This is a genomic window from Nesterenkonia rhizosphaerae (assembly GCF_039544555.1).
Taxonomy (GTDB): Bacteria; Actinomycetota; Actinomycetes; order Actinomycetales; family Micrococcaceae; genus Nesterenkonia; species Nesterenkonia rhizosphaerae.
In genome coordinates this window covers 115,514-135,572 of sequence record NZ_BAABLW010000002.1, presented here as the reverse complement: position 1 = coordinate 135,572, position 20,059 = coordinate 115,514, and the positions used below count along the sequence as shown (strand labels likewise).

The window sequence follows — 20,059 nt, the reverse complement described above, 5'->3', positions numbered from 1 at the left end:
AAAGCCCGAAGCCCGGGTCAAGTTCCCGCGTGGCAGGAGCTGAGCTTACGGGCGGTGCATGCGCAGCAGGTCTTCGCCGCGGATCCTGAAGTAATCTGCAGGCCCGCCCCCGCGGAGTAAAGGGTCCGCCTGAGCGGTATGAAAGATCCCGTCTTTGAGGAGACTGCGCTCAATATGCACACCGACGACTTCACCGAAGACCATGCGTGTCACGGTTCGCTCTCCCGACGCCGACACCAGCGGCACCACCTGAGTCAAGCGGCACTCGAAGACAGCTTTCGCCTCGGCTACATGCGGTGCAGATATCGTCCGGGAAGCACGTGGGCTAAGACCTGCGAGCTGAAACTCATCCACGTCAGGCGGTACCACCGCGGCGGTGGAGTTCATCTGCTGAGCCAAATCCCCGCTGGCGAGGTTCCAGCAGAACTCACCGGTGGCCTCGATATTGCGCACACTGTCCTTTGCGCCATTTGATGCGAACCCGATAATCGGCGGCTCGTAGTTAAATGCGTTGAAGAAGCTATACGGAGCCAGATTCAGTACACCGTCGGTGCTCTGCGAGGAGATCCAGCCGATGGGGCGGGGAGCGATAATCGCATTGAACGGCGAGTGCGGCAGACCATGGCCGACCGCCGGCTCATAGAAATAGCGGTCACCGGTACTGCTATGACCCGGATGAGGTGTCACGATGCCACCAGGCCCAGGGTGGAGAGCATTGGCCGCAGCTTGGAGCGGGTCTCGGCCAGCTCATCCTCGGGCACCGAATCGGCCACAATGCCACAGCCGGCGTAGAGCCGGATTCGCCGGCCACCGTTCCCGTTCTCAGCGGCCGCAGCGTCCCCGTCGTCGTGCGTGGTGGAAGAGGGCCCCTCCAGCACCCCGCCGCGCAGCGCGATCCCAAAATCAGCGTTGCCCGCGGCATCCATCCAGCCCACCGGTCCGGCGAACGGCCCGCGATCAAGTCCCTCCAGCATCTCCAGCAGCTGCCCGGCCTCCCGGGTGGGAGTCCCGCATACCGCAGCAGTGGGATGGGCGCGCTCAGCAACCTGAAGCGGGCTCGGGAGCGTGCCCTCGCTCCCTGAGGCCAGCACACCGCTGACATCGGTGGCCAGATGGTACACATTGGGCAGTCGCAGCACATGCGGGTCGGTAGGGGACTGCAGAGACTCTGTCAGCGGAGAAAGCTGCTCCACCAGGGACTGCACCGCAAGGTCATGCTCGCGGTGCTGCTTGGCGTTCCGCAGCAGCCGGTCAGCAGCCTCCTGCTCAGACCAGGACCGGTCAACAGTGCCAGCCAGCACTCGCGAAGACACCCGCTCACCGCGCAGGCTCACCAGCATCTCCGGCGTAGCCCCCAGCACGGACTCATTGCCCCCGCTGACTTCGCCCACGCAGTAGGTCCAGCATTCGGCGTAGTCAGCGGCTAGTCGGGAGAGCAGCACGCCGCGCGGCAGCGGTTGGGAAGAGGTGACGACGACGTCGCGGGCCAGTACCAGCTTCTGCACTGTCCCGGCCGCGATCGCCGAAAGTCCCGCGGTGACAGCGTTCAGATACTGCCGCTCGGACTGGGATCCAGCCTGCAGCTGGCCCGCCGGCAGGTTCCTGGGTGCTGCGGCAGTATCCAGCAGGCGCACAGTCCCGCCGTCGAGGACTAAGCCATGCTCAGTAAGCAGGGCAGTCACATCTGCGGCAGCAGAATCACCCACCACAGTGAGCAAGCTGCGCTCAGCAGAAACCGCGAGGATCAGCTGCGGCACAATCAGCCGCGAGGCATAGGAAGACGTCTCAGAGAAAGCCACTGAGGTAAACGCCACAGGCCCGGCCCCCGGGTAATGCGCCGCCTCAGCGAATGCAGCACTGACTGGACCGTGAGGACTCTCCAACGGCTGCCAGTCCACGGCCGCCCAGGAATGAGCCAGTTCAGCGAATCGGCGCGGCCCGGATGCAGTGAATTCTGCAGCGACCCCGAGCCCGAGCAGCCCCTGGCCCTGACGGATCCACACTCCGCTGGGAGTCAGTGCCGGAAGCAGACCGGTCAGCCCGGCGTCGTCCAGAGACACTTCATATGTATGGCTGTGCAGGACGGTGGGCTGGGAGTTCATGGCCGGATCAGTTTATGGCACGTGACTTAACGGCCGGCCCATCCGGCCCCAGCTCACCGGCACTCAGATCTCCGGCTCAACCCCAGTGTGCAGCAACCCAGGGCCCGGCTGCCCTGTGGGAGAATGCTCAGGTGATGAGCCCCACCCGCCGCGGCCGCCGCGCCAGCCTGGAGAAGAAGCCCGACGACGTCGCCTCAATGTTCGACCAAGTCGCTGAGCGATATGACATCACCAATGATGTCCTCTCCCTGGGGCAGACCAAGCGCTGGCGCAAGAAACTGGTGCAGGCCCTTGATGTGCAAGCCGGTGAAACCGTGCTGGATCTTGCCGCCGGGACTGGCAGCTCCACCGAGCCGTTCCACGACGCCGGGGCCACCGCCATCGCCTGTGACTTCTCCTTAGGCATGCTGCAGGTGGGCAAGCGTCGTCGGCCAGATATGACTTTCATCGCAGGCGACGGCATGAACCTGCCCTTTGCTGACAACAGCTTTGACGCGGTCACCATCAGCTTCGGATTGCGTAATATTGTCTCGCCGCAGACGGGGCTGGCTGAACTGCTGCGGGTCACGAAACCCGGTGGTCGGCTTGCCGTCATGGAATTCTCCGATCCCACCTTCCGGCCGTTCAATGTGGTCTATAACGAGTATCTGATGCGCGCTTTGCCCCCGGTGGCCCGCGCGGTGTCCTCCAACCCGGACGCCTACGTCTATCTGGCCGAATCCATCCGCGCCTGGCCCAATCAGGACAACCTAGCGCAGATGATTGCTGACACCGGCTGGAGTGATGTGAAGTACCGCAATCTCAGCGGCGGAATTGTGGCCATCCACTACGCGGTCAAAGGATATGACGACGCCATAGCCGGCAGTGCTGGTGACGGTGCGCACAGCGCCACCGGCGGCGTCTAGAACTCGGTAGGCTTAAAGCACAATGACAGAGACACCAGCGGACGCCCTGACCATCAAGCTGCCGGCAGGCTTTGACGTCCTGGCCGATGACGAGCAGCTGGCCGGGAAGGTCAGTGACGCCCTTGATGCAGTGGAGGCGAAGCTGCTCGCTTCGCTCTCCAGCAGCGATAAACTCGCCAATTCTGCCGCGCGCTACCTGGCCGAAGCCGGTGGCAAACGCATCCGCCCCTTGTTAACGATTCTGAGCTCTCAACTGGGCGCTCAGGCCGGTGATGACATCCGCGATGATGTATTGCAAGCGGCCGTGGTCATGGAAATGACCCATCTGGCCACCCTGTACCACGATGACGTCATGGATTCCGCTCCGCTGCGCCGCGGTGCTCCTTCTGCCCATGAGGTGTGGGGCAACTCAGTGGCGATTCTCATTGGGGATCTCATTCTTGCCCGGGCCTCACAGCTGATGACGCACCTGGGAGATGAAGGATCGCGCATCCAGGCGGAGACTTTCGAGCGACTGGTCATGGGCCAGATGCATGAGACGGTCGGCCCTGCCGAGGGCGAAGACCCCTACGAGCACTATCTGAGCGTCATCAGGGACAAGACTGGCTCTCTGGTGGCAGCAGCGGCCCGACTCGGTGCCTTCTTCGGCGGCAGCGGGGAAGAGACCGCCATGTTGCTGCAGGAGTACGGGGAAGCCGTGGGCGTGGCCTTCCAGCTGGCTGATGATGTCATTGACCTAGCCGCCGACGGCGCCACCTCCGGCAAGACTCCCGGGACTGACCTGCGCGAAGCAGTGCCGACCCTGCCAGTGCTGCTGCTGCGCCGGGCTGCCGACGCCGGGGACCCCGCTGCGACTGAGGCGCTCGCACTCGTTGATGCCGACCTGAGCTCCGATGAGGCGCTGGCTGAAGCGGTGGCCGCAGTGGTGGCCCATCCGGTGACACAGGAATCCTGGGATGTAGCGCGCAGCTGGTCGGCCAAGGCTAAGGCGGCCATTGAGCCGCTGCCTGACTCCACGGTCAAACGCGCCCTGCTGAGCTTCGCCGACGCGGTCGTCGACCGCCAGGGCTGAGCTGGGCTAGTCCCGCGGGCGGGGAGACCCCGCCACGCTCTCGCTCGGCGCACGCCGAGCTTCACGCCTAAAGGGTCCCGCGGGCGGGGAGACCCCGCCACGGCCGTGACGTGGCCCGCACCTCCGCGCAGTGGACGGCACGGGTCCCTGACGTCACGGCTCCACCCGCGGGCTCACGCCGAGCTTCACGCCTAAAGAGCGCCGACGCCGGGCACAGGTCCCGTTCGCCTCAGCACGAAACTGCCGAAACTGCCCCCAAAATCACGGGAGTTCCGGCAGTTTCTCTACGTTAACGTGCAGCGCGGGCCGCGTGCAGCCTCAGCTGCCGGGCTTCTCGTCTGACAGGACTGTCTGCAGCGCAGATTTCAGTTCCTGGGCACGCTGGGCGCGGAATTCGACATCCAGGGGATGCCGAATCTGTCGGTAGAGCATGTCATCGCCGTAGCGCGGGAAAACATGCAGATGGTAATGCCAGACATGCTGGTTTCCGGCGGGCTCATTATGCTGCCGCACCGAAGTGCCCTCAGGCTGCCAAGCCAGTTTCATCGCCAACGCCACCTGCCGTGACATGACCCCGATCTTGGCCAGCAGTTCATCCTCTAAGTCATAGAGCGCCTCGCGGTGGGCCACCGGGGTGATCATGGCGTGGCCCGGATGCGGCCCGAAGCCGTCACAGGCGATAAACACCAAGAGGTCCTCATCCTGATAGACCAGGTCACTGAGCTCACAGCGGTTCCCTGGATCCGAGGTGTTACCGGCGGCCAGCTGGCAGAACGGACACACATAGCCTGCCGGGGCGTGGGAGCGCCACAGCGGCTCGTCCCGGGTCAACTCGGGGTCTCCACGGGATCCGGCGGCAGTGCCGGGGACGTCGTCGTGTCCGCTCATTCCTCGTCCTCGAAGGAGAACTCGAGAAGGTCGAAGAGGAACTCGCTGACTGTCGCCCCCTCGGGGGTCCACTCGTGCTTATCGTTATTACGGCGGTGGATCAGCGGGTCAGGCAAATCAAGATCGTGGACATTGATGCCCCAGACCCAGCGCTCCTCTTCATCTTCGAGGAACAGCAGGTGGCCTTCCTCCACCACCAGCTCATCCGGATCGAAGATGAAGTGATAGGCCTCCAGAATCTCCTCGCAGCGGCCCAGCGCCAGGTAGAGCTCCTGGAGCACAGTTGGCAGCTGAGTATTGTCCGCCAGCTCGGACTCAGCGATGAGCTGAGCCAGCTCCTGCTCGGTATATCCCTCCTGAGGGGTCCACTCGTCGTCGAGGTACTTGGGCACCAGTTGTTTGAACCGCTCCAGGAAGATCTCCGCCATGGTTCCATCCTAGGTGCCGGCAGCAGGAACATTCAGGTACGGCGGCATGTTGTCTAATAAGGCATACTGTCTTGAGGTAAATCGCCAGTTTTCGTGAAAGGAAACCCGCCTCCCGTGTCTGACACGTTCTCCTCCCGGCCCATTCGTGTTGCCGTCATCGGTGCAGGTCCCGCGGGAGTCTACGCCTCAGACATCCTGGCGAAGGCCCAGAAGAAGCTCGATGTGCAGTTCAGCATCGACCTCTTCGACCGTTACCCGGCGCCCTTCGGGCTCATCCGCTACGGCGTGGCCCCCGATCATCCGCGTATCAAGGGCATCATCAAGGCCCTGCACAAGGTTCTGGATCGCGGAGACATCCGCCTGATCGGCAACGTCAACATCGGCACAGACCTGACCATCGAGGACCTGCGCCGCCACTACGACGCGGTGATCTTCGCCACCGGTGCCATCAAAGATGCCGACATGAGCCTCCCCGGTGTCGAACTGGAGGGCTCCTACGGGGCCGCGGACTTCGTCTCCTGGTACGACGGCCACCCGGACTACCCGCGCGAATGGCCCCTGGGGGCCGAGAAGGTCGCCGTCATCGGCAATGGCAATGTTGCCCTCGACGTCGCCCGAGTGCTCTCTAAGCACGCCGATGATCTGCTCGAGACAGAGATTCCCGACAACGTCTACGAGGGGCTGAAGACCTCCCCGGTCACTGACGTTCATATCTTCGGCCGCCGCGGCCCTGCACAGGTGAAGTTCACGCCCCTGGAGCTGCGCGAGCTCTCCCACAGCCGCGACGTCGATATTGTCCTCTACGAGGAGGACTTCGAGTTCGACGAGGCCTCCGATGAGGCGATCAAGACCAATAACCAGACCAAGACCATGGTCAACACCCTGGCCAACTGGCTGGTGGAGCAGGAGGAGCGCGAAGCTGAGGCTTCCCGCCGTCTGCACCTGCATTTCCTGCACCAGCCGGTGGAGATCCTCGAGGGCAAGAACGCTGATGGCTCAGGCAACGGCAAGGTGGCTGGCATCCGGTTCGAGCGCATGGAGCTCGATGGCACCGGCAACGCCCGCGGCACCGGAGAATTCGTGGATTACGAAGTCCAGGCCGTCTACCGCGCCATCGGCTACTTCGGCTCGGAGATCGAGGGCATTCCCTTTGATGACAAGCGCGGAGTCATCCGCAACGAGGCCGGACGCGTCCTGGACGAGAACGGCGAGCATATCCCCGGCACCTATGCCACCGGCTGGATCAAGCGCGGCCCGGTGGGGCTGATCGGCCACACCAAGGGTGATGCCATGGAGACCATCGACTGCCTGGTCAGCGACGTCGAGAGCCTGCCTCAGGCTGAGGCTCCTCAGGAGCAGGCCGTGGTGGAGCTGCTGGAGTCCCGCGGAGTGGAGTACACCACCTGGGAGGGCTGGCTGAAGCTCGATGAGCATGAACTCGGGCTCGGCGCCTCCTTCGGCCCGTTGGCTGACGGTAATCCTCGTGAGCGTGTGAAGGTGGTTCCGCGCGAGGAGATGGTCCGCATTTCACGCGCCGACTAGCACTCACTGACCTCACTTACGCAGGAGGGGCTCACCGCACTACGCGGCGAGCCCCTCCTGTTGTTTGTGCTGTGGGCCTATTCCATGCCGGCCATATTGCGCAGGCGCTGGATCCGTTCGTTCATCGGCGGGTGGGTGGAGAACATCTGCTTGGCCCGGGGGCCGAAGGGGTTAGCGATCATCATGTGCGCGTGGGCATCATGTTTAGGGTCTTCCTTGAGCGGCTGACGGGCGATGCCGCCGTCGAGCTTCTGCAGCGCCGAGGCCAGCGCCAGCGGATCACCGGACAGGGCCGCACCGTCAGAGTCGGCGTCGTACTCCCGGGTTCGGGAGATCGCCATCTGGATCAGACCTGCCGCCAGGGGCATCAGCAGGACTGCCAGGAGTGCCCCCACCAGCATCAGCGGATTCCCGCCCTGATTGTTATTGGAGCCGCGTCCTCCGCCGAAGAGCAGGAAGAACTGCGTCACGGTGGTCAGGAAGCCTGCCACCGCCGCGGCCACTGAGGAGATCAGCACGTCCCGGTTGTAGATATGCATCAGCTCATGACCGGTGACCCCGCGCAGTTCCCGTTCATTGAGCAGGTTCAGGATGCCCTCGGTGTAGCAGACCACCCCATTCTCTGGATTGCGGCCGGTGGCGAAGGCATTCGGGGTGGGCTGCGGGGAGATATAGATCCGCGGTGCCGGCTGCTGTGCACGAGCCGCCAGCCCCTCCACCATCTGGTACAGCGCTGGGGCCTGCTCCCGGGTCACCGGGTAGGCCTTCATGGCGCGTAGAGCGATCTTGTCCGAATTCCAGTAGGAGTAGGCCACGGAGACCACGCCTATGCCGGCAAACAGGAACAGCACTGCCGGAGTGGAAGTGAAGTAGGCGACGATCGCACCGACCAGAAGCAGCAGTGCAAAGAGGAACATCAGCAGCCCGAAGGTTCTGAGGCGTCCATGATGGTGGTGCATGCTCACACTCCCGTGCGTTGTTCGGTCTCGCCCAATGGCGTCACTGGGTAACGCCATTCTACGGAGGAGTTTCTGCTGAGCAGGTCTCCGGGACGTTCACCAGGGATTCATCTAGGAGTTGCTTCCTGGCCGTTATAGATCAATAGCCTGACCTCGTGGTGCCCGCCAGATGCCTGCTGGCGCACAGAATCACAGGAGCCAACATGGGACATGCCACTGTCGAGCAGAGAACTTCCCAGGGACCTCAGGAGGCTGCCCCTCCGGTTCTGCGTAGTCCCTTCGAGCGCTTCGGGCTGTCCGGACGAGCCTTAAGCGCTGCCAATTGGCTCTCCGTTGTTGCCGCGGTGTATGTGCTGATCACCGCCGTCAACGTGATCGGGTCTGGCTTCAAAATCGCTACCGGAGATCAAGCCGGTGAGCTGTTCTCCTTCGCTACTAACCCGATCGTCGGGCTCATGATCGGCGTGGTCGCAACTGCACTTACACAGTCTTCTTCCACGACTACTTCGGTCACCGTGGGGTTGGTAGCGGGAGGCCTGCCGTTGGAGATCGCGGTGCCCATCATCATGGGCGCCAATATCGGCACCACGCTGACCAACACACTGGTCAGCCTCGGCATGGTCCGCGACAAGGAACAGTTCCGGCGAGGATTTGCCGCGGCAACGGTCCACGACTTCTTCAACGTCCTGGCAGTGTGTGTCTTCCTGCCTTTGGAGATGATGTTCGGGCTTCTTCAGCGCAGTGCTACTGCGGTGGCTGATGCCACTGTCGGGGCCGATGCCGGAGTCATCAATATGATCTTCGGTGGCCTTGGCGACATTGTGAAGGGCGCGACCCGTCCGTTGTCCGATCTGATCCAGGACGCTCTGAGTTTCCTGCCAGAGGTGTGGCACGGAGTGCTCATGATCATCGTTGCTGTCGCCCTGATCCTGCTGGTGATCAACTTCATCGGCAAACAGCTGAAGATTCTGATGGTGGGCAAGGCTAAAGATGTCCTGCACTTTGCGATCGGGCGCGGGCCCATCGCTGGGATTACCTCGGGCGCGGTGATGACCGTGATGGTTCAATCCTCATCCACCTCTACTGCCCTAGTAGTGCCCTTGGCAGGGTCGGGGGCATTCACGCTCAGGCAGATCTATCCCTTCACACTTGGCGCCAATATCGGCACCACGATCACTGCGCTTATTGCCGCATTCGCGTTCGATGGTCCCGAGGCAACGGCGGCGCTGACCGCGGCCCTGGTGCACCTGTTCTTCAATCTGTTCGCCACCATCGTGATCTTCGGGCTGCCGGTGGTTCGTGATCTGCCTCCACGTGGGGCAACCTGGCTGGCCAACCGTGCTGCCGAGCGGAAGATCTACGCGGTGGTTTGGGCTTTGGGCGTCTTCGTGGCCCTTCCGCTGCTTCTGATCTTCCTGACCACAGTCTTCTGAGAGGAACTGCCGTGACTACCCCTGAGAACCCCCGGCCCGAGACAGAGGCTCAGTTAGAGCAAGTGCTTCGTGAGACCGAAGCGGCTGTGGCTGATCTGCGCCAGGAACTTGACCGGATACAGAGTGAGCGCCTCCAGCGTGCTGAAGTTGACCGACTCGAGGAACACCTCGCCACGGCCACAGTGCGCTGGTCGGTGGTCAAGGAGTTCTTGAAGGTGATGGTGCAGGAACTACGAGGGGCACAGAACAGTTCGCCGGGGCAGCAAAGCAACGGTACGGACCCTAAGCACGACCTCGAGGGGGCATAGCCATGAGCCGGACTATACGGGGGCGATCCGTCGCAGCGCTGTTCATTGCGGCTGGCTTGGGTATCAGCGCATGTGCCGCCGGGGAAGCCCACGCAGGTCAAACCGTGTTGATTTCGGGCTCCTCCACTGTTGCCCCGATCACTGAGCTCGTTGCACGCGAGGGTGGGTTCGACGTCGAAATCTCGGCGGAGGGCACCACAGACGGTTTCCAGCGATTCTGCACCGGGCAGACTGATGTCAATAATGCCTCTGAAGCCATCCCGGGTGAGGGTCAGCCCTTGGACCTGCTGAGTCTCTGTCAGGAGAACGAGGTGGAGTTCATTGAGCTCCCCATCGGCATTGACACACTGACTGTGGTTCGGCACCTGGACAATGAATTTGCAGCCTCGATGACCATGGATGAACTGCAAGAAGTGTGGGCACCGGATTCTGAGGTGACAACCTGGTCTCAGATTCGGCCAGAGTGGCCCGATGAGGAAATAGAACTAGCGGGTAGGCCGCCCGGATCTGGAACCTTCGACTACTTCACTCATCATGTGGTGGGTCAGACCGGAGAAATCCGCGATGACTACTTCGCCACCGATGACTTGGACGAACTCATGGACTGGGTCGCCGAGCATGAGAACGCGTTGGCCTTTATGGGTATCGGCAATTACTACAGCGCCGGCGATGATGAGTCGCGAGAAGAAGTCTCGACGGTTTCGGTCGATGGAGTGGTCCCCACGCTGGAGAACGCCCAGAACGGCAGCTACCCGTTGACCCGGCCCCTATTCATCTATGTCTCAGTCCAGGCGCTCGAGGAGAAAAGCTCCGTGGGTGAATTCGTGGAGCACTATCTCGAGAACACCCATGAGACCTTGCCGCGGACGTTCTTCTACCGGCTGCCAGGGGACGCTTACGAGAGCGTTCAGCAGCGCTACGAGGACACGGTGACTGGTTCGCTCTATGAGGGCGACCCGTTCCGGGCTGAATCAGTGACCGAGCTCCTTCGGTAAAGATGACCCTTCCAATGAGGCTTCTGGCCCGATAGTCTGCTCATCCAGGCCCTTTTCCGACCGCTATGGAAGGCGTTGGCCGGTGCGTGAAGAATCCCTGAGCCAAGAATCGTCCCTTGATTTGCCGCATGGATCGTCGCGGCGCGAAACGACCCTGCCTGATACCTCAACGCCCACCGGTACCGGCCCGCGGAGAGGACCCCGCCTCCACCGGCTCCTGGTGCTGCCGATAGCGGCTCTCCTGGTGGCGCCACCGCTGGTGGCTTCCGCCGAGGATCCCCAGGAAACTGAGGGTGTGTCCTTGGCGGCACCGGCATGGAGCCTTCCGGAACTCAGCTCTAGCACTCCGCAGACTGCGGCAGGAGCATCTGCGGCGGCGGACGAACCCGCACTCGCTGATGGCCCCTCCTCGTGGATGGCGATTAATGCTCTGCAAGCCGTCCAGGAGCGGTTCACGGCAGAGGAGTTCGAAGAGGAAGTGCCAGGGTGGGACGCTGACACCGGCGGTACGCTCAGCCTTCCCGGTGGGCTCGAGCTGGTGCACCCGGTTCCGTTCAGCTTCCTCTCCTCGCCCTTCGGGTGGCGCAATAACCCGACCGCCCCGGGCCGGCAGTTCCACTATGGCCAAGACTATCCCTCCGCCTGCGGGACACCAGTGCGTGCAGCCGAGGGCGGGGTGATCGAATCCGCCGGATGGCACGACGCCGGCGGGTGGCGCATGGTGATCAACCACGGGCACGGGGTCAAGACCGCCTATAGCCACAATGAGCTTTTTGTGGCTGAAATCGGTGACGTCGTCCAGCGCGGAGAAGTGGTGGCGGTCTCCGGCACCACGGGGCGCTCCACAGGCTGCCATGTCCACTTTGAGGTGATCGTGGGCGGTGAGTGGGTCAACCCGGCCCTCTACCTGCCTGGCTTCTACGACCAGCCCGAATATCTGCATCCTGGCGGCTATCAGGGTTATGTCCCGGATCGGGGACGCGAGGATCGCGACGACCTCAGTGCGGCAGGCTCCCTGGAAAGCCCATCTGCCAGTCCCTCGCCCAGCCAGTCACCGACTCCGCGTGAGTCCGAATCGCCCTCGAGCAGCTCCAGCGCTTCTCCATCAGCTTCGACAAGCCCCTCGCCGCAGTCGCCCGAATCCACCGGGTCCGAGCAGCCGACCCCGAGCGAGCCAACAAGTCCAAGCCCCAGCCCCAGCGACCCGGAGCCATCGTCTCCTGAGCCCAGCCCCGGTCCAGACGATGAGTCAGCCTCACCCACCCCGGACCCGACGTCTCCGGGGACTGAAACGCCGGAACCTGAGGCTCCTGAACCCACCACAGAGACCCCCAGCAGCGGCTCGCCCTCACTGGATGTCTGCGAGGTTCGCGATGATGCCGGCGAGCTGCTTGAGCCGGATCACCCGGACTATGAAGAGTTGAAAGAGCTCCTGCCTGCCGACTGCGATGATTAGCGGTCGCCCGCGGAGGAGTCCGCGCGTTGGGTGACTAGTGGTCGATCCGCGGAGATGATATTCGTCACAAAACTGGAGCGTTCAAGCAGAATCACCCACTTGTTTACCTGAAGTTCACCTTGGGCTGGGACTCTCAACTCGCACGGGAGATAGAGCGTTCCAGCTAAGCGCTCATCCGCCACAGCTTCAGGAGACTTTTATGGCAATCTCGCCACCGGTGGAGAAGCAGCAGACCCCCTCCACTGTCGTTATCGACTCCCCGCGTCCCACTGGCCGACGCCCCCTCTCACCCCGCACCACCAGCATCCTTAATTGGCTCACCGTCGTGGCAGGCGTCTATGTCCTGATCACTGCCGTGAACGTCATCGGCGCTGGCTTTTCACTGGCCGCCGGTGATCAGGCCGCCACGCTCTTCTCTTTCGCCACCAACCCGATCGTCGGCCTGATGATCGGCATCGTCGGCACTGCCCTGACTCAGTCCTCTTCCACCACTACCTCGGTGACGGTGGGACTTGTAGCCGGTGGACTGCCGCTGGAGATCGCAGTGCCGATCATCCTCGGTGCCAATATCGGCACCACCTTGACCAATACCCTGGTCAGCCTGGGCATGATCCGGGATAAGGACCAGTTCCGCCGCGGGTTCGCCGCCGCAACCGTCCACGACTTCTTCAACCTGCTGGCTGTCGCCATCTTCCTGCCCCTGGAGATGATGTTCGGGCTCCTGCAGCGCCTGGCCACCGCAGCTGCCGGTGGGCTCTCCGGTGCCGACGGCGGGGTGGTCACCACGATCTTCGGCGGCATCGGCGGGGCTGTGAAGGCAGCCACCAGCCCGTTGTCCAACCTCATCAAGTCCGTACTGGGCCAGATCCCAGGTCCCTGGGGCGGCATCGTGATGATCGTGCTGGCCATCGCGCTGATCCTGATGGTCATCAATCTGATCGGACGCAAGCTGAAAGCTCTGCTGGTGGGTCGGGCCAAGAAGGTGCTGCACACCGCTATCGGCCGCGGACCGGTGACCTCTATCGGATCCGGTGCGCTGGTGACCGTCATGGTGCAGTCTTCCTCCACCACCACTGCACTGATGGTGCCGCTGGCCGGCTCCGGCGCACTGACTCTGCGTCAGATCTACCCCTTCACCCTGGGCGCGAATATCGGAACCACGGTGACCGCGCTGCTGGCTGCTTTCGCTTTCGACGGCGCCCTGGGCACCATCGCGCTGACCGCAGCCCTGGTGCACCTGTTCTTCAATGTGCTGGGCACCCTGGTCGTCTACGGCCTGCCCGGCCTGCGTGAACTTCCGTTGATCGGGGCTACCTGGCTGTCCAACCTGGCTGCCGAGAAGAAGTCCGCAGCTTTCGCATGGGTCATCGGAGTCTTCATCCTGCTGCCACTGGGGCTGATCTTCGTCCTGTGAGCTGACCTAGCCTGATGTGAGAACAGTGAGGGCCGACGACGGGAGCATCCGTCGTCGGCCCTCACTGTCTGATCAAGAGGACGAGGCTCTTAGCGGAAGTTGATGAACTGCAGGGCTGCGTCCTCGAAATCCTTCAGCAGCGCGATGACTTCCTGCAGATCATCGCGGGACTTGGACGTCACGCGCAGCTCATCGCCCTGGATATTGGCCTTCACGGTCTTCGGACCTTCATCGCGGATGATCTTCGTGATCTTCTTGGCGGTGGCCTGGTCGATGCCCTCCTTGATCACACCTTCAATCCGGTATTCCTTGCCGGAGGCAAAGGGCTCTCCGGCCTCGAAGGACTTCAGCGAGATGCCGCGCTTGATCAGCTTGGAGCCGAAGACGTCCTCAATCGCCTTCGCCCGCTCCTCGGAATTGGCCTTAATGAGGATCTTCTCCCCGGAGAAGTCGATCTCCGCGCCGGTGCCCTTGAAGTCATACCGCTGAGCGATCTCCTTCTGAGCCTGGTTCAGCGCGTTGTTGACCTCCTGCTTGTCCACCTGGGAGACGATGTCGAAGCTCGAATCCTTAGCCATGACGGCTCCTTTCTCTCGTGTCTGAGGACCAGTGTATGTAACGCGGCAAGGCGTGCTGAGTGCAGTGCTGCGGACTCCCTCGATTCCACGGCGCAGGATCGGATCTAGGTCTTTAGGGTCAGCTCTCTGCCACGGAGCGCTGCTGGTGGGTCGCAGCCACCCCAGGCGAGCAGGCGCCGTCGTCATCTTCTGTCACCGGTGCGCGGCCGGGACCCGGGGTGAAAGATACTGCTGAGAATGAGGCAGAACTGGACAGTTGAATCGGTGCCGCTGGAAGACCCGCGGGCACAACGCCTACGTCAGGCGATGGCGGAGGAGCTTGATCCCCGATACGCGGATCGGCAGTGGCTCTTCGAGAAACTGGCTTCCCGAGAAGAGAACCCAGCAGGGCATATCGCCCCGCAGACCGTGATAACCACACTGCTGGTGCTCGATGCAGAAGGCACTGCCGCCGGTCACGGGATCCTGCGTGACTTAGGCGGTGAGCCGGAGATCAAACGGCTCTACGTTGTGCCTGAGGCTCGTGGCAAAGGTGCTGCCGGGGTACTCATGCAGGCTCTTGAGGACCACGCACGAGCCACTGGCGCACCGCGAGTCATTCTCCAGACCGGAGACCGCCAGCCAGAGGCCGAGGCGCTCTACCTCAAACGCGGCTGGACCCCGATTCCCATCTACTGGCCGTACCGGGAGATGGATTTCTCGCGCTGCTATGAGCTGACCCTGGCGTACGCCCCTCCGGCATAACCCTGCGCGTCCGGCCAAGCGCTGATCATCCGGCATAAGGCTATAAGTCCATGCCGATTGAACAACCCTATGCCGGATCATGGGCTGAAGCCTCAGCCCGGCGGTACGTCAGACGAAGGCGGGGCGCAGCTCCCCGGCGGCAGCCTTGCTGATCATCTGCGCCAGGGTGGAAAGATGTGCGGCATCCTCTGGGAGCTGCGCGATGGTCAGCCGTAGGTAATTCTGCTGCCGAGGGTGCCCGGCATCCTCGATGAAGGAGGTCGAACCGATATCAACGGTGACCCCTTGGCTGGCCAGGGCCAGCGCCGCCTTCTCTTCCTGGGCCACCTCGATCCACAGTGACCAGCTGGCCGGGCCGGTGCGCACCTTCAGGCCGGCTTCCTGCAGGGCTTCTACGGCCATGCTCTTGCGGATTTCGTAGTGCCGCCGCGCCACATTGACCCGGCGCTGAGCATCTTTGCTGGTGAGCAGGGCAGCCAGCGTGTGCTGCAGAATGCGGCTCACGGAGCCAAGTCCTTCAGCTCGCAGTGCGGCAGCCTTATCGACGAACTCCTGGGGTCCGCCCATGATTCCGGTGCGTAGGTCCACCCCGAAGGCGCGGCAATAGGCCTGCACCCGCAGTGTGCGCTCAGGCAGCATAGTGCCCAGGCTGGCGCCGGTGTCCGCCGCGAGTGGGCCCAGCGGGTCATCCTCCACTACCGAGGCAGCGAAGTCCTCCAGTACTGCACTCAGTTCACGCGCGCGTGCCTCAGTGAGCAGGTGCCCGGATCCGAAGGCACCGGACGGCGTGTGAACAAACGCCACCGCCCCTTCCTCCAGCGCGCTGCGCAGGGAGGCAGGCACCGCGCCGTCGTCGTCAGTGGCAACCGGGAGAAGTGTCAGGCCCATCTGCCGGGCGGTCATCAGGAATCCGGGGGAGAAGGGGGTTTCGACGGCGATAGCCTGCCCTGGCTGAGCGGCCGCGCGCACCGCGCTCCACAGACCTTCGCTGCCGCCGCCCACGGCGAGCCAGGCCTGCGGTTCATAGGGAAAGACTGCCTGTGCGGCCTTCTGCAGGTCCTCCGCCATGGTTTCGCGTGCCCAGACATTGACATCTGGCTGGCGTGCAGCAGTGCTGATGGCCTCCTCGAGCGGGGCCAGTAGGGCAGGATCCGGGCTGCCGAGGAGCAGATCGATCTCACTGAAGCTGCGGAAGGCATCCTTGCCGGCGCGTGCGGCGTCGATCACGCGGGTGCCGCCGCGGCGCCGTGTTTCCACGACATTCTCTTCACGCAGGATGCCCCAGGCCTGGGCGATAGTGCCCACGCTGACCCCGATCTCCTGAGCGATATCGCGCACAGTCGGCAGTCGTGTCCCCGGCGGCAGATCGCCGGCGTCGATAAGATCCCTGATCTGTTCAGCAATACCGCTGGGGGTTCGAGTGCTCAATCGGCGCGAAAGGGCGACGGCATCTAGTTCGGACATGCGGGCTCCACAACTGGGCAAGTATCTGGGCGGCACCGGACTGCAAGGGCCGGTTCATCAAGACGACACCTTACTCCTTGTGCGGATTCGAAATATCACCGTGTCTTGCGCTAAAGTAGTTCGGTGCCTTGTACTGCAGGGCGCTGACTCGGCGGATTACCCGAGCGGCCAAAGGGGGCTGACTGTAAATCAGCTGGCACTGCCTACGGGGGTTCGAATCCCTCATCCGCCACCACGTGAAGTGTCAGGACATCGTTCAACCGATGTCCTGACACTTTTCTTGTATCTGGCGCAGGGTGCGACGGGGCGGAGGGTCCCTGCCTTTAGATAGCTTCCCTGTCACCTGCGCCACCATAGAATTCGCCGCGCGCGTAAGTCGCCACAGGGGTCCACATCGGCGGTCATCTGCCGTATCGTGGCGCCCATGGCTACTACAGAGCTGACCGCAAACGACTTCCAGAAGACTCTGGATGAGACTGACATCCTCCTGATCGACTTCTGGGCCGACTGGTGCGGGCCCTGCAAGCAGTTCGCTCCTGTGTATGAGCAGGTCTCCGAACAGCACCCCGATGTCACCTTCGCCAAGGTGGACACCGAGGCTGAGCAGGAGCTTGCCGCCGCGGCGAACATCACCTCCATCCCCACGCTGATGGCTTTCCGCGAGAAGGTGCTGGTCTTCGCCCAGCCCGGCGCGCTGAACGCCGAGCAGCTGGGTGGCGTGGTCCAGGCCGTGAAGGACCTGGACATGGAGGAGATCCACAAGCAGATCGCCGAAGAGGAACAGAACAAGGAATCGGCCCCGGAGGCCTGAGACCGGCGAAGACTTCGAGAATCCCTCGCGCAGAAGTGGTAAGCAGCCCCTACTAGGCTCGCCCCGCTTCTGCGCGGGGGATTTTCTCGTTCATAGGAACAAGCATGTGTAGGCCCGAGCGCGGCCGGTGAGTTGCCTTTGCAGGACTGTTCAGCGGTCCCGGTAATCGGCAGGGGCCAGCTTTGCTCCGAAGCGCTGGTGCCGGAACCCGGAGAGCCCAAGCAGCCGGATGACTCGATGCCGGTGGGGACGGAACGGCTCCAGCAGCCGGAGCATCCCCGCATCATCGGTGCGCCGACCAGTCAGGGCCTCGCCCACAAAGGCGCTGAGATGAAAATCACCCACTGAGGGTAGATCGGCTGCACCGTGCGAGCGCTGCAGCGCCTCAGCGACAGTCCAAGGACCGATTCCGGGAATGCTCACCAACTGCTCCTGCAGATCCTCCAGGGCAAAGGCCTCCGCAAGTGTGGCAGCGCCTAACCGATGAATGCTCCGCGCCCGGGCTGCTACCTGCAGCACTGTCCGCGACAGTGGCGGCTGCACCCATAGCCGGTGCCACTCCCAGGAGGGCACCGCGCGCAATTGCCCACCGGTCAGTGGGAGCCGCAGCCAGTGAGGCGCCGGCAGGCCGCTGTACGACGGCGCGGGCTCCGCGTAGCTGCGGATGAGGTTCCGCCAGCTGAAGCGGGCCTGGTCATGGGTGACCTTCTGCTCCAAAGTCGCAGTGACCAGCTGATCAAAGAGCGCGCCGGTGGCAGGCAGCCGCACTCCCGGGTGCTCACGGCGGATACGGGCCAGGGTGGTGGAGATCCGGTCGCCCATGGCGTCGAGCAGAAACTCCAGCTCCTGCCAGTCATCAGCTGCGCCTAGGATCAGCGCAGCCCGCTGCAGAGCAAGCTGGGCCGTCTCCTGGCTGCTTGCCGCGGTGCGCACACGTACGGTACTGGTCCCCAGCTGGTCGAAACGGTAGGTGACCTGCCCGAGTTCCGCGCCGTCGTCGGCATAGATCCGCTGGGCCAGCCAGGCGCCGGCACCGGGAGTACCGCGGCCGCCTCCGGGAAAACTGCCGGGGTCAACCCGGATGGTGGGATCAGCATGACCGCGCTGCAGAACGCCCAGGCTGCGCGGCAGATCATAGGGGCCGTGCAGATCCACCACGCTCTCTGCGTGTGCCACCGCTGATGACGCTGCTGATTCCACGCCACCACCATCCCATAAGCGCCTGACACCATCGGTAGCGAGAACCCACCAAGGCCCGGCAATTTCCGTTCAAAGCAGGAATCTGCAGCTGCTCGCCAGTGTTGCGCCACAAGTCGCCGCACCCTGGGGCTGGGCAATCAGCGCCGGTACCCTGGAGCAATGAGCCTGAGCCGGGAACACTCCTTCAGCGGCTCGGCACCAAGCAATGCAACCGGAAGCGAAGCAAAGATGAAGTATGCCCAGTCCGTCGTCGAGCTGATCGGCGGTACCCCTTTGGTGAAACTCAATAACGTCACCGAAGGGATCTCTGCCACCGTTCTGGTGAAGCTGGAGTACCTGAATCCCGGTGGGTCCATCAAAGACCGCATCGCGCTGAAGATGATTGAGGACGCCGAACGCGAAGGCAAACTCAAACCGGGCGGCGTAGTGGTCGAACCCACCTCCGGAAACACCGGTGTGGGCTTGGCCCTGGTGGCCCAGCAGAAGGGCTACCGCAGCGTCTTTGTCACTGTGCCCAAGGTCGCCCAGGAGAAGCGAGATGTGCTGCGCGCCTACGGAGCCGACGTGGTGGTGGGCCCGGCAGGAGTCGACGCCGATTCCCCGTTGAGCTACTACGGCATCTCCGATCAGCTGGCGCAGGAGATCGAGGGCGGATACAAGCCTGACCAGTTCTCGAATCCGGCTGCTCCGAACTCTCATTATGAAACCACCGGCCCGGAGATCTGGGCTGATACTGAGGGCAAGATCACTCACCTGGTGGTGGGCGCTGGCACCGGCGGCACAGTCACCGGCACCGGCCGCTACCTCAAAGAGGTCTCTGCTGATCGAGAGACCGGCCCGGTACGTGTGGTGGTGGCCGACCCTGACGGCTCCATCTACTCAGGTGGCGAAGGCCGCCCCTATTTCGTTGAAGGCGTGGGGGAGGACGTCTGGGTCGCGAACTACGACACCACCGTGCCCGATGAGCACTACGCCATCACCGATGCCGAGTCCTTCGCGATGGCCCGTCGGCTAGCCACCGAGGAAGGGTTGCTGGTGGGCGGCTCCTCCGGCACAGCCGTGGCAGCAGCACTGAAGGTGGCCAAGGAGCTGGGAGAAGAGGACGTCGTCGTCGCTGTCCTTCCGGACTCCGGTCGCGGCTACCTGGGCAAGATCTTCAATGATCGGTGGATGATCGACCATGGCTTCGGCGAGGTGATTTCTACTTCCACCGGCACTGAGATCAGCGTGAAGACGTCAGAGGAGCTCAGCGCAGCAGTGCGTCACGGTGTCATCGGCGCCGGCAGCACATCCGCAGCACCGGGCACCGGAGCCAAGAACCCCCGGACGACGACGGCGGCTGACCTGCTCACTGCCAAACGCCACCTGCTCTCCGACGCACTTCCGGAGGTCATCTCCATCCGCCGCAGCACCACCCTGCGCGAAGCCGTCTCTGTGATGAACCGCTACGGCGTCGATATCGTTCCGGTGATTGATCAGCCCGGTCGCATTGCACGCATCGGTGAGGTTTACGGCATCGTCGATGTGGAGCAGCTCTCCGAGGATGTCATCGTAGGTCAGGCTGACCCCCACGAACCGGTCTCCGAGCATCTGCGCACTGAGCTTCCGCTGGTGGGCATCACCGAGACCGTCCCGCAGATCCTGGTCAAACTGCGGCAGAATCCCACCCTTTTGGTGACCAAAGAGGGCGACATTGTTGGCGTCCTGACCCGCAACGACCTGCTGGCGCACCTTTCCGGCGCCCAGGAGAAGGAGTGAAC

The 20,059-nt window shown here is 63.1% G+C and carries 19 protein-coding genes and 1 tRNA gene; 12 read left to right on the top strand and 8 right to left on the bottom strand.

What is annotated here, in order from left to right; translation table 11 throughout:
* Positions 1-45: 45 nt before the first annotated feature.
* Together ABEA23_RS02175 and ABEA23_RS02170 are read right to left on the bottom strand one after the other, a co-directional pair.
* Positions 46-687 carry a flavin reductase family protein gene (locus tag ABEA23_RS02175; protein WP_345476448.1) on the bottom strand — a complete coding sequence of 214 codons (642 nt, stop codon included), beginning with the start codon at positions 685-687 and terminating at the stop codon, positions 46-48.
* The gene (locus ABEA23_RS02170; RefSeq protein ID WP_345476447.1) at positions 684-2,102 is read right to left on the bottom strand and encodes an isochorismate synthase; all 1,419 of its coding nucleotides are present in this window, start codon (positions 2,100-2,102) and stop codon (positions 684-686) included. Before ABEA23_RS02170 ends, ABEA23_RS02175 begins: the two co-directional genes overlap by 4 nt.
* 134 nt (positions 2,103-2,236) lie before the next feature.
* Between ABEA23_RS02170 and ABEA23_RS02165 the strand changes: the two genes are divergently transcribed.
* Positions 2,237-3,007, top strand: coding sequence for a demethylmenaquinone methyltransferase (locus ABEA23_RS02165; RefSeq protein WP_345476446.1), 771 nt, complete (start codon positions 2,237-2,239; stop codon positions 3,005-3,007).
* A 22-nt stretch (positions 3,008-3,029) separates the two neighbouring features.
* Positions 3,030-4,079: a polyprenyl synthetase family protein gene (locus ABEA23_RS02160; protein WP_345476445.1), complete on the top strand. Its 1,050-nt coding sequence runs from the start codon at positions 3,030-3,032 to the stop codon at positions 4,077-4,079.
* 318 nt (positions 4,080-4,397) lie between these two features.
* Here the strand turns inward: ABEA23_RS02160 and ABEA23_RS02155 are convergent, their stop codons facing one another.
* Both ABEA23_RS02155 and ABEA23_RS02150 read right to left on the bottom strand, forming a co-directional pair.
* Positions 4,398-4,967, bottom strand: coding sequence for an HIT family protein (locus tag ABEA23_RS02155; protein ID WP_345476444.1), 570 nt, complete (start codon positions 4,965-4,967; stop codon positions 4,398-4,400).
* A complete protein-coding gene (locus ABEA23_RS02150; RefSeq protein ID WP_044493725.1) occupies positions 4,964-5,395 on the bottom strand; it encodes a hypothetical protein in 432 nt (143 codons plus the stop codon). The genes ABEA23_RS02155 and ABEA23_RS02150 overlap by 4 nt, the downstream gene beginning before the upstream one ends.
* Before the next feature lie 114 nt (positions 5,396-5,509).
* On the opposite strand from ABEA23_RS02150, the gene ABEA23_RS02145 reads away from it, so the two are divergent.
* Complete coding sequence (locus tag ABEA23_RS02145; protein ID WP_345476443.1) at positions 5,510-6,937, top strand: FAD-dependent oxidoreductase; 1,428 nt, start codon at positions 5,510-5,512, stop codon at positions 6,935-6,937.
* Between the two features lie 77 nt (positions 6,938-7,014).
* On the opposite strand, the gene ABEA23_RS02140 is transcribed toward ABEA23_RS02145, so the two are convergent.
* Positions 7,015-7,896, bottom strand: a complete 882-nt coding sequence (locus ABEA23_RS02140; protein WP_345476442.1) for a M48 family metalloprotease — start codon at positions 7,894-7,896, stop codon at positions 7,015-7,017.
* A 203-nt stretch (positions 7,897-8,099) separates the two neighbouring features.
* On the opposite strand from ABEA23_RS02140, the gene ABEA23_RS02135 reads away from it, so the two are divergent.
* The 5 genes from ABEA23_RS02135 (at position 8,100) to ABEA23_RS02115 (ending at position 13,502) form a co-directional block, all read left to right on the top strand.
* Positions 8,100-9,329 (top strand): Na/Pi cotransporter family protein, encoded by a 1,230-nt coding sequence (locus ABEA23_RS02135; protein ID WP_345476441.1) that lies wholly within the window; start codon positions 8,100-8,102, stop codon positions 9,327-9,329.
* 11 nt (positions 9,330-9,340) lie between these two features.
* On the top strand, positions 9,341-9,637 hold the full coding sequence (locus ABEA23_RS02130) for a hypothetical protein (RefSeq protein ID WP_260072619.1): 297 nt from the start codon (positions 9,341-9,343) through the stop codon (positions 9,635-9,637).
* Between the two features lie 2 nt (positions 9,638-9,639).
* Positions 9,640-10,632 carry a PstS family phosphate ABC transporter substrate-binding protein gene (locus tag ABEA23_RS02125; protein ID WP_345476440.1) on the top strand — a complete coding sequence of 331 codons (993 nt, stop codon included), beginning with the start codon at positions 9,640-9,642 and terminating at the stop codon, positions 10,630-10,632.
* Between the two features lie 82 nt (positions 10,633-10,714).
* Positions 10,715-12,088, top strand: coding sequence for a M23 family metallopeptidase (locus ABEA23_RS02120; protein ID WP_345476439.1), 1,374 nt, complete (start codon positions 10,715-10,717; stop codon positions 12,086-12,088).
* 199 nt (positions 12,089-12,287) lie between these two features.
* Positions 12,288-13,502 carry a Na/Pi symporter gene (locus ABEA23_RS02115; RefSeq protein ID WP_049897406.1) on the top strand — a complete coding sequence of 405 codons (1,215 nt, stop codon included), beginning with the start codon at positions 12,288-12,290 and terminating at the stop codon, positions 13,500-13,502.
* A gap of 89 nt (positions 13,503-13,591) precedes the next feature.
* Here the strand turns inward: ABEA23_RS02115 and ABEA23_RS02110 are convergent, their stop codons facing one another.
* Positions 13,592-14,080 carry a YajQ family cyclic di-GMP-binding protein gene (locus tag ABEA23_RS02110; protein WP_345476438.1) on the bottom strand — a complete coding sequence of 163 codons (489 nt, stop codon included), beginning with the start codon at positions 14,078-14,080 and terminating at the stop codon, positions 13,592-13,594.
* A gap of 237 nt (positions 14,081-14,317) precedes the next feature.
* Between ABEA23_RS02110 and ABEA23_RS02105 the strand changes: the two genes are divergently transcribed.
* The gene (locus tag ABEA23_RS02105; protein ID WP_345476437.1) at positions 14,318-14,824 is read left to right on the top strand and encodes a GNAT family N-acetyltransferase; all 507 of its coding nucleotides are present in this window, start codon (positions 14,318-14,320) and stop codon (positions 14,822-14,824) included.
* A gap of 108 nt (positions 14,825-14,932) precedes the next feature.
* Here the strand turns inward: ABEA23_RS02105 and ABEA23_RS02100 are convergent, their stop codons facing one another.
* Complete coding sequence (locus tag ABEA23_RS02100; RefSeq protein WP_345476436.1) at positions 14,933-16,288, bottom strand: aminotransferase-like domain-containing protein; 1,356 nt, start codon at positions 16,286-16,288, stop codon at positions 14,933-14,935.
* Between the two features lie 150 nt (positions 16,289-16,438).
* Between ABEA23_RS02100 and ABEA23_RS02095 the strand changes: the two genes are divergently transcribed.
* Both ABEA23_RS02095 and trxA read left to right on the top strand, forming a co-directional pair.
* Positions 16,439-16,523: transfer RNA gene (locus tag ABEA23_RS02095), tRNA-Tyr, on the top strand.
* Between the two features lie 189 nt (positions 16,524-16,712).
* Positions 16,713-17,099 (top strand): thioredoxin, encoded by a 387-nt coding sequence (gene trxA / locus ABEA23_RS02090; protein ID WP_260073797.1) that lies wholly within the window; start codon positions 16,713-16,715, stop codon positions 17,097-17,099.
* Positions 17,100-17,249: 150 nt separating this feature from the next.
* Here the strand turns inward: trxA and ABEA23_RS02085 are convergent, their stop codons facing one another.
* Positions 17,250-18,299, bottom strand: coding sequence for a DNA-3-methyladenine glycosylase family protein (locus tag ABEA23_RS02085; RefSeq protein ID WP_345476435.1), 1,050 nt, complete (start codon positions 18,297-18,299; stop codon positions 17,250-17,252).
* A gap of 228 nt (positions 18,300-18,527) precedes the next feature.
* Between ABEA23_RS02085 and ABEA23_RS02080 the strand changes: the two genes are divergently transcribed.
* Complete coding sequence (locus ABEA23_RS02080) at positions 18,528-20,057, top strand: cystathionine beta-synthase (protein WP_345476675.1); 1,530 nt, start codon at positions 18,528-18,530, stop codon at positions 20,055-20,057.
* Positions 20,058-20,059 lie beyond the last annotated feature (2 nt).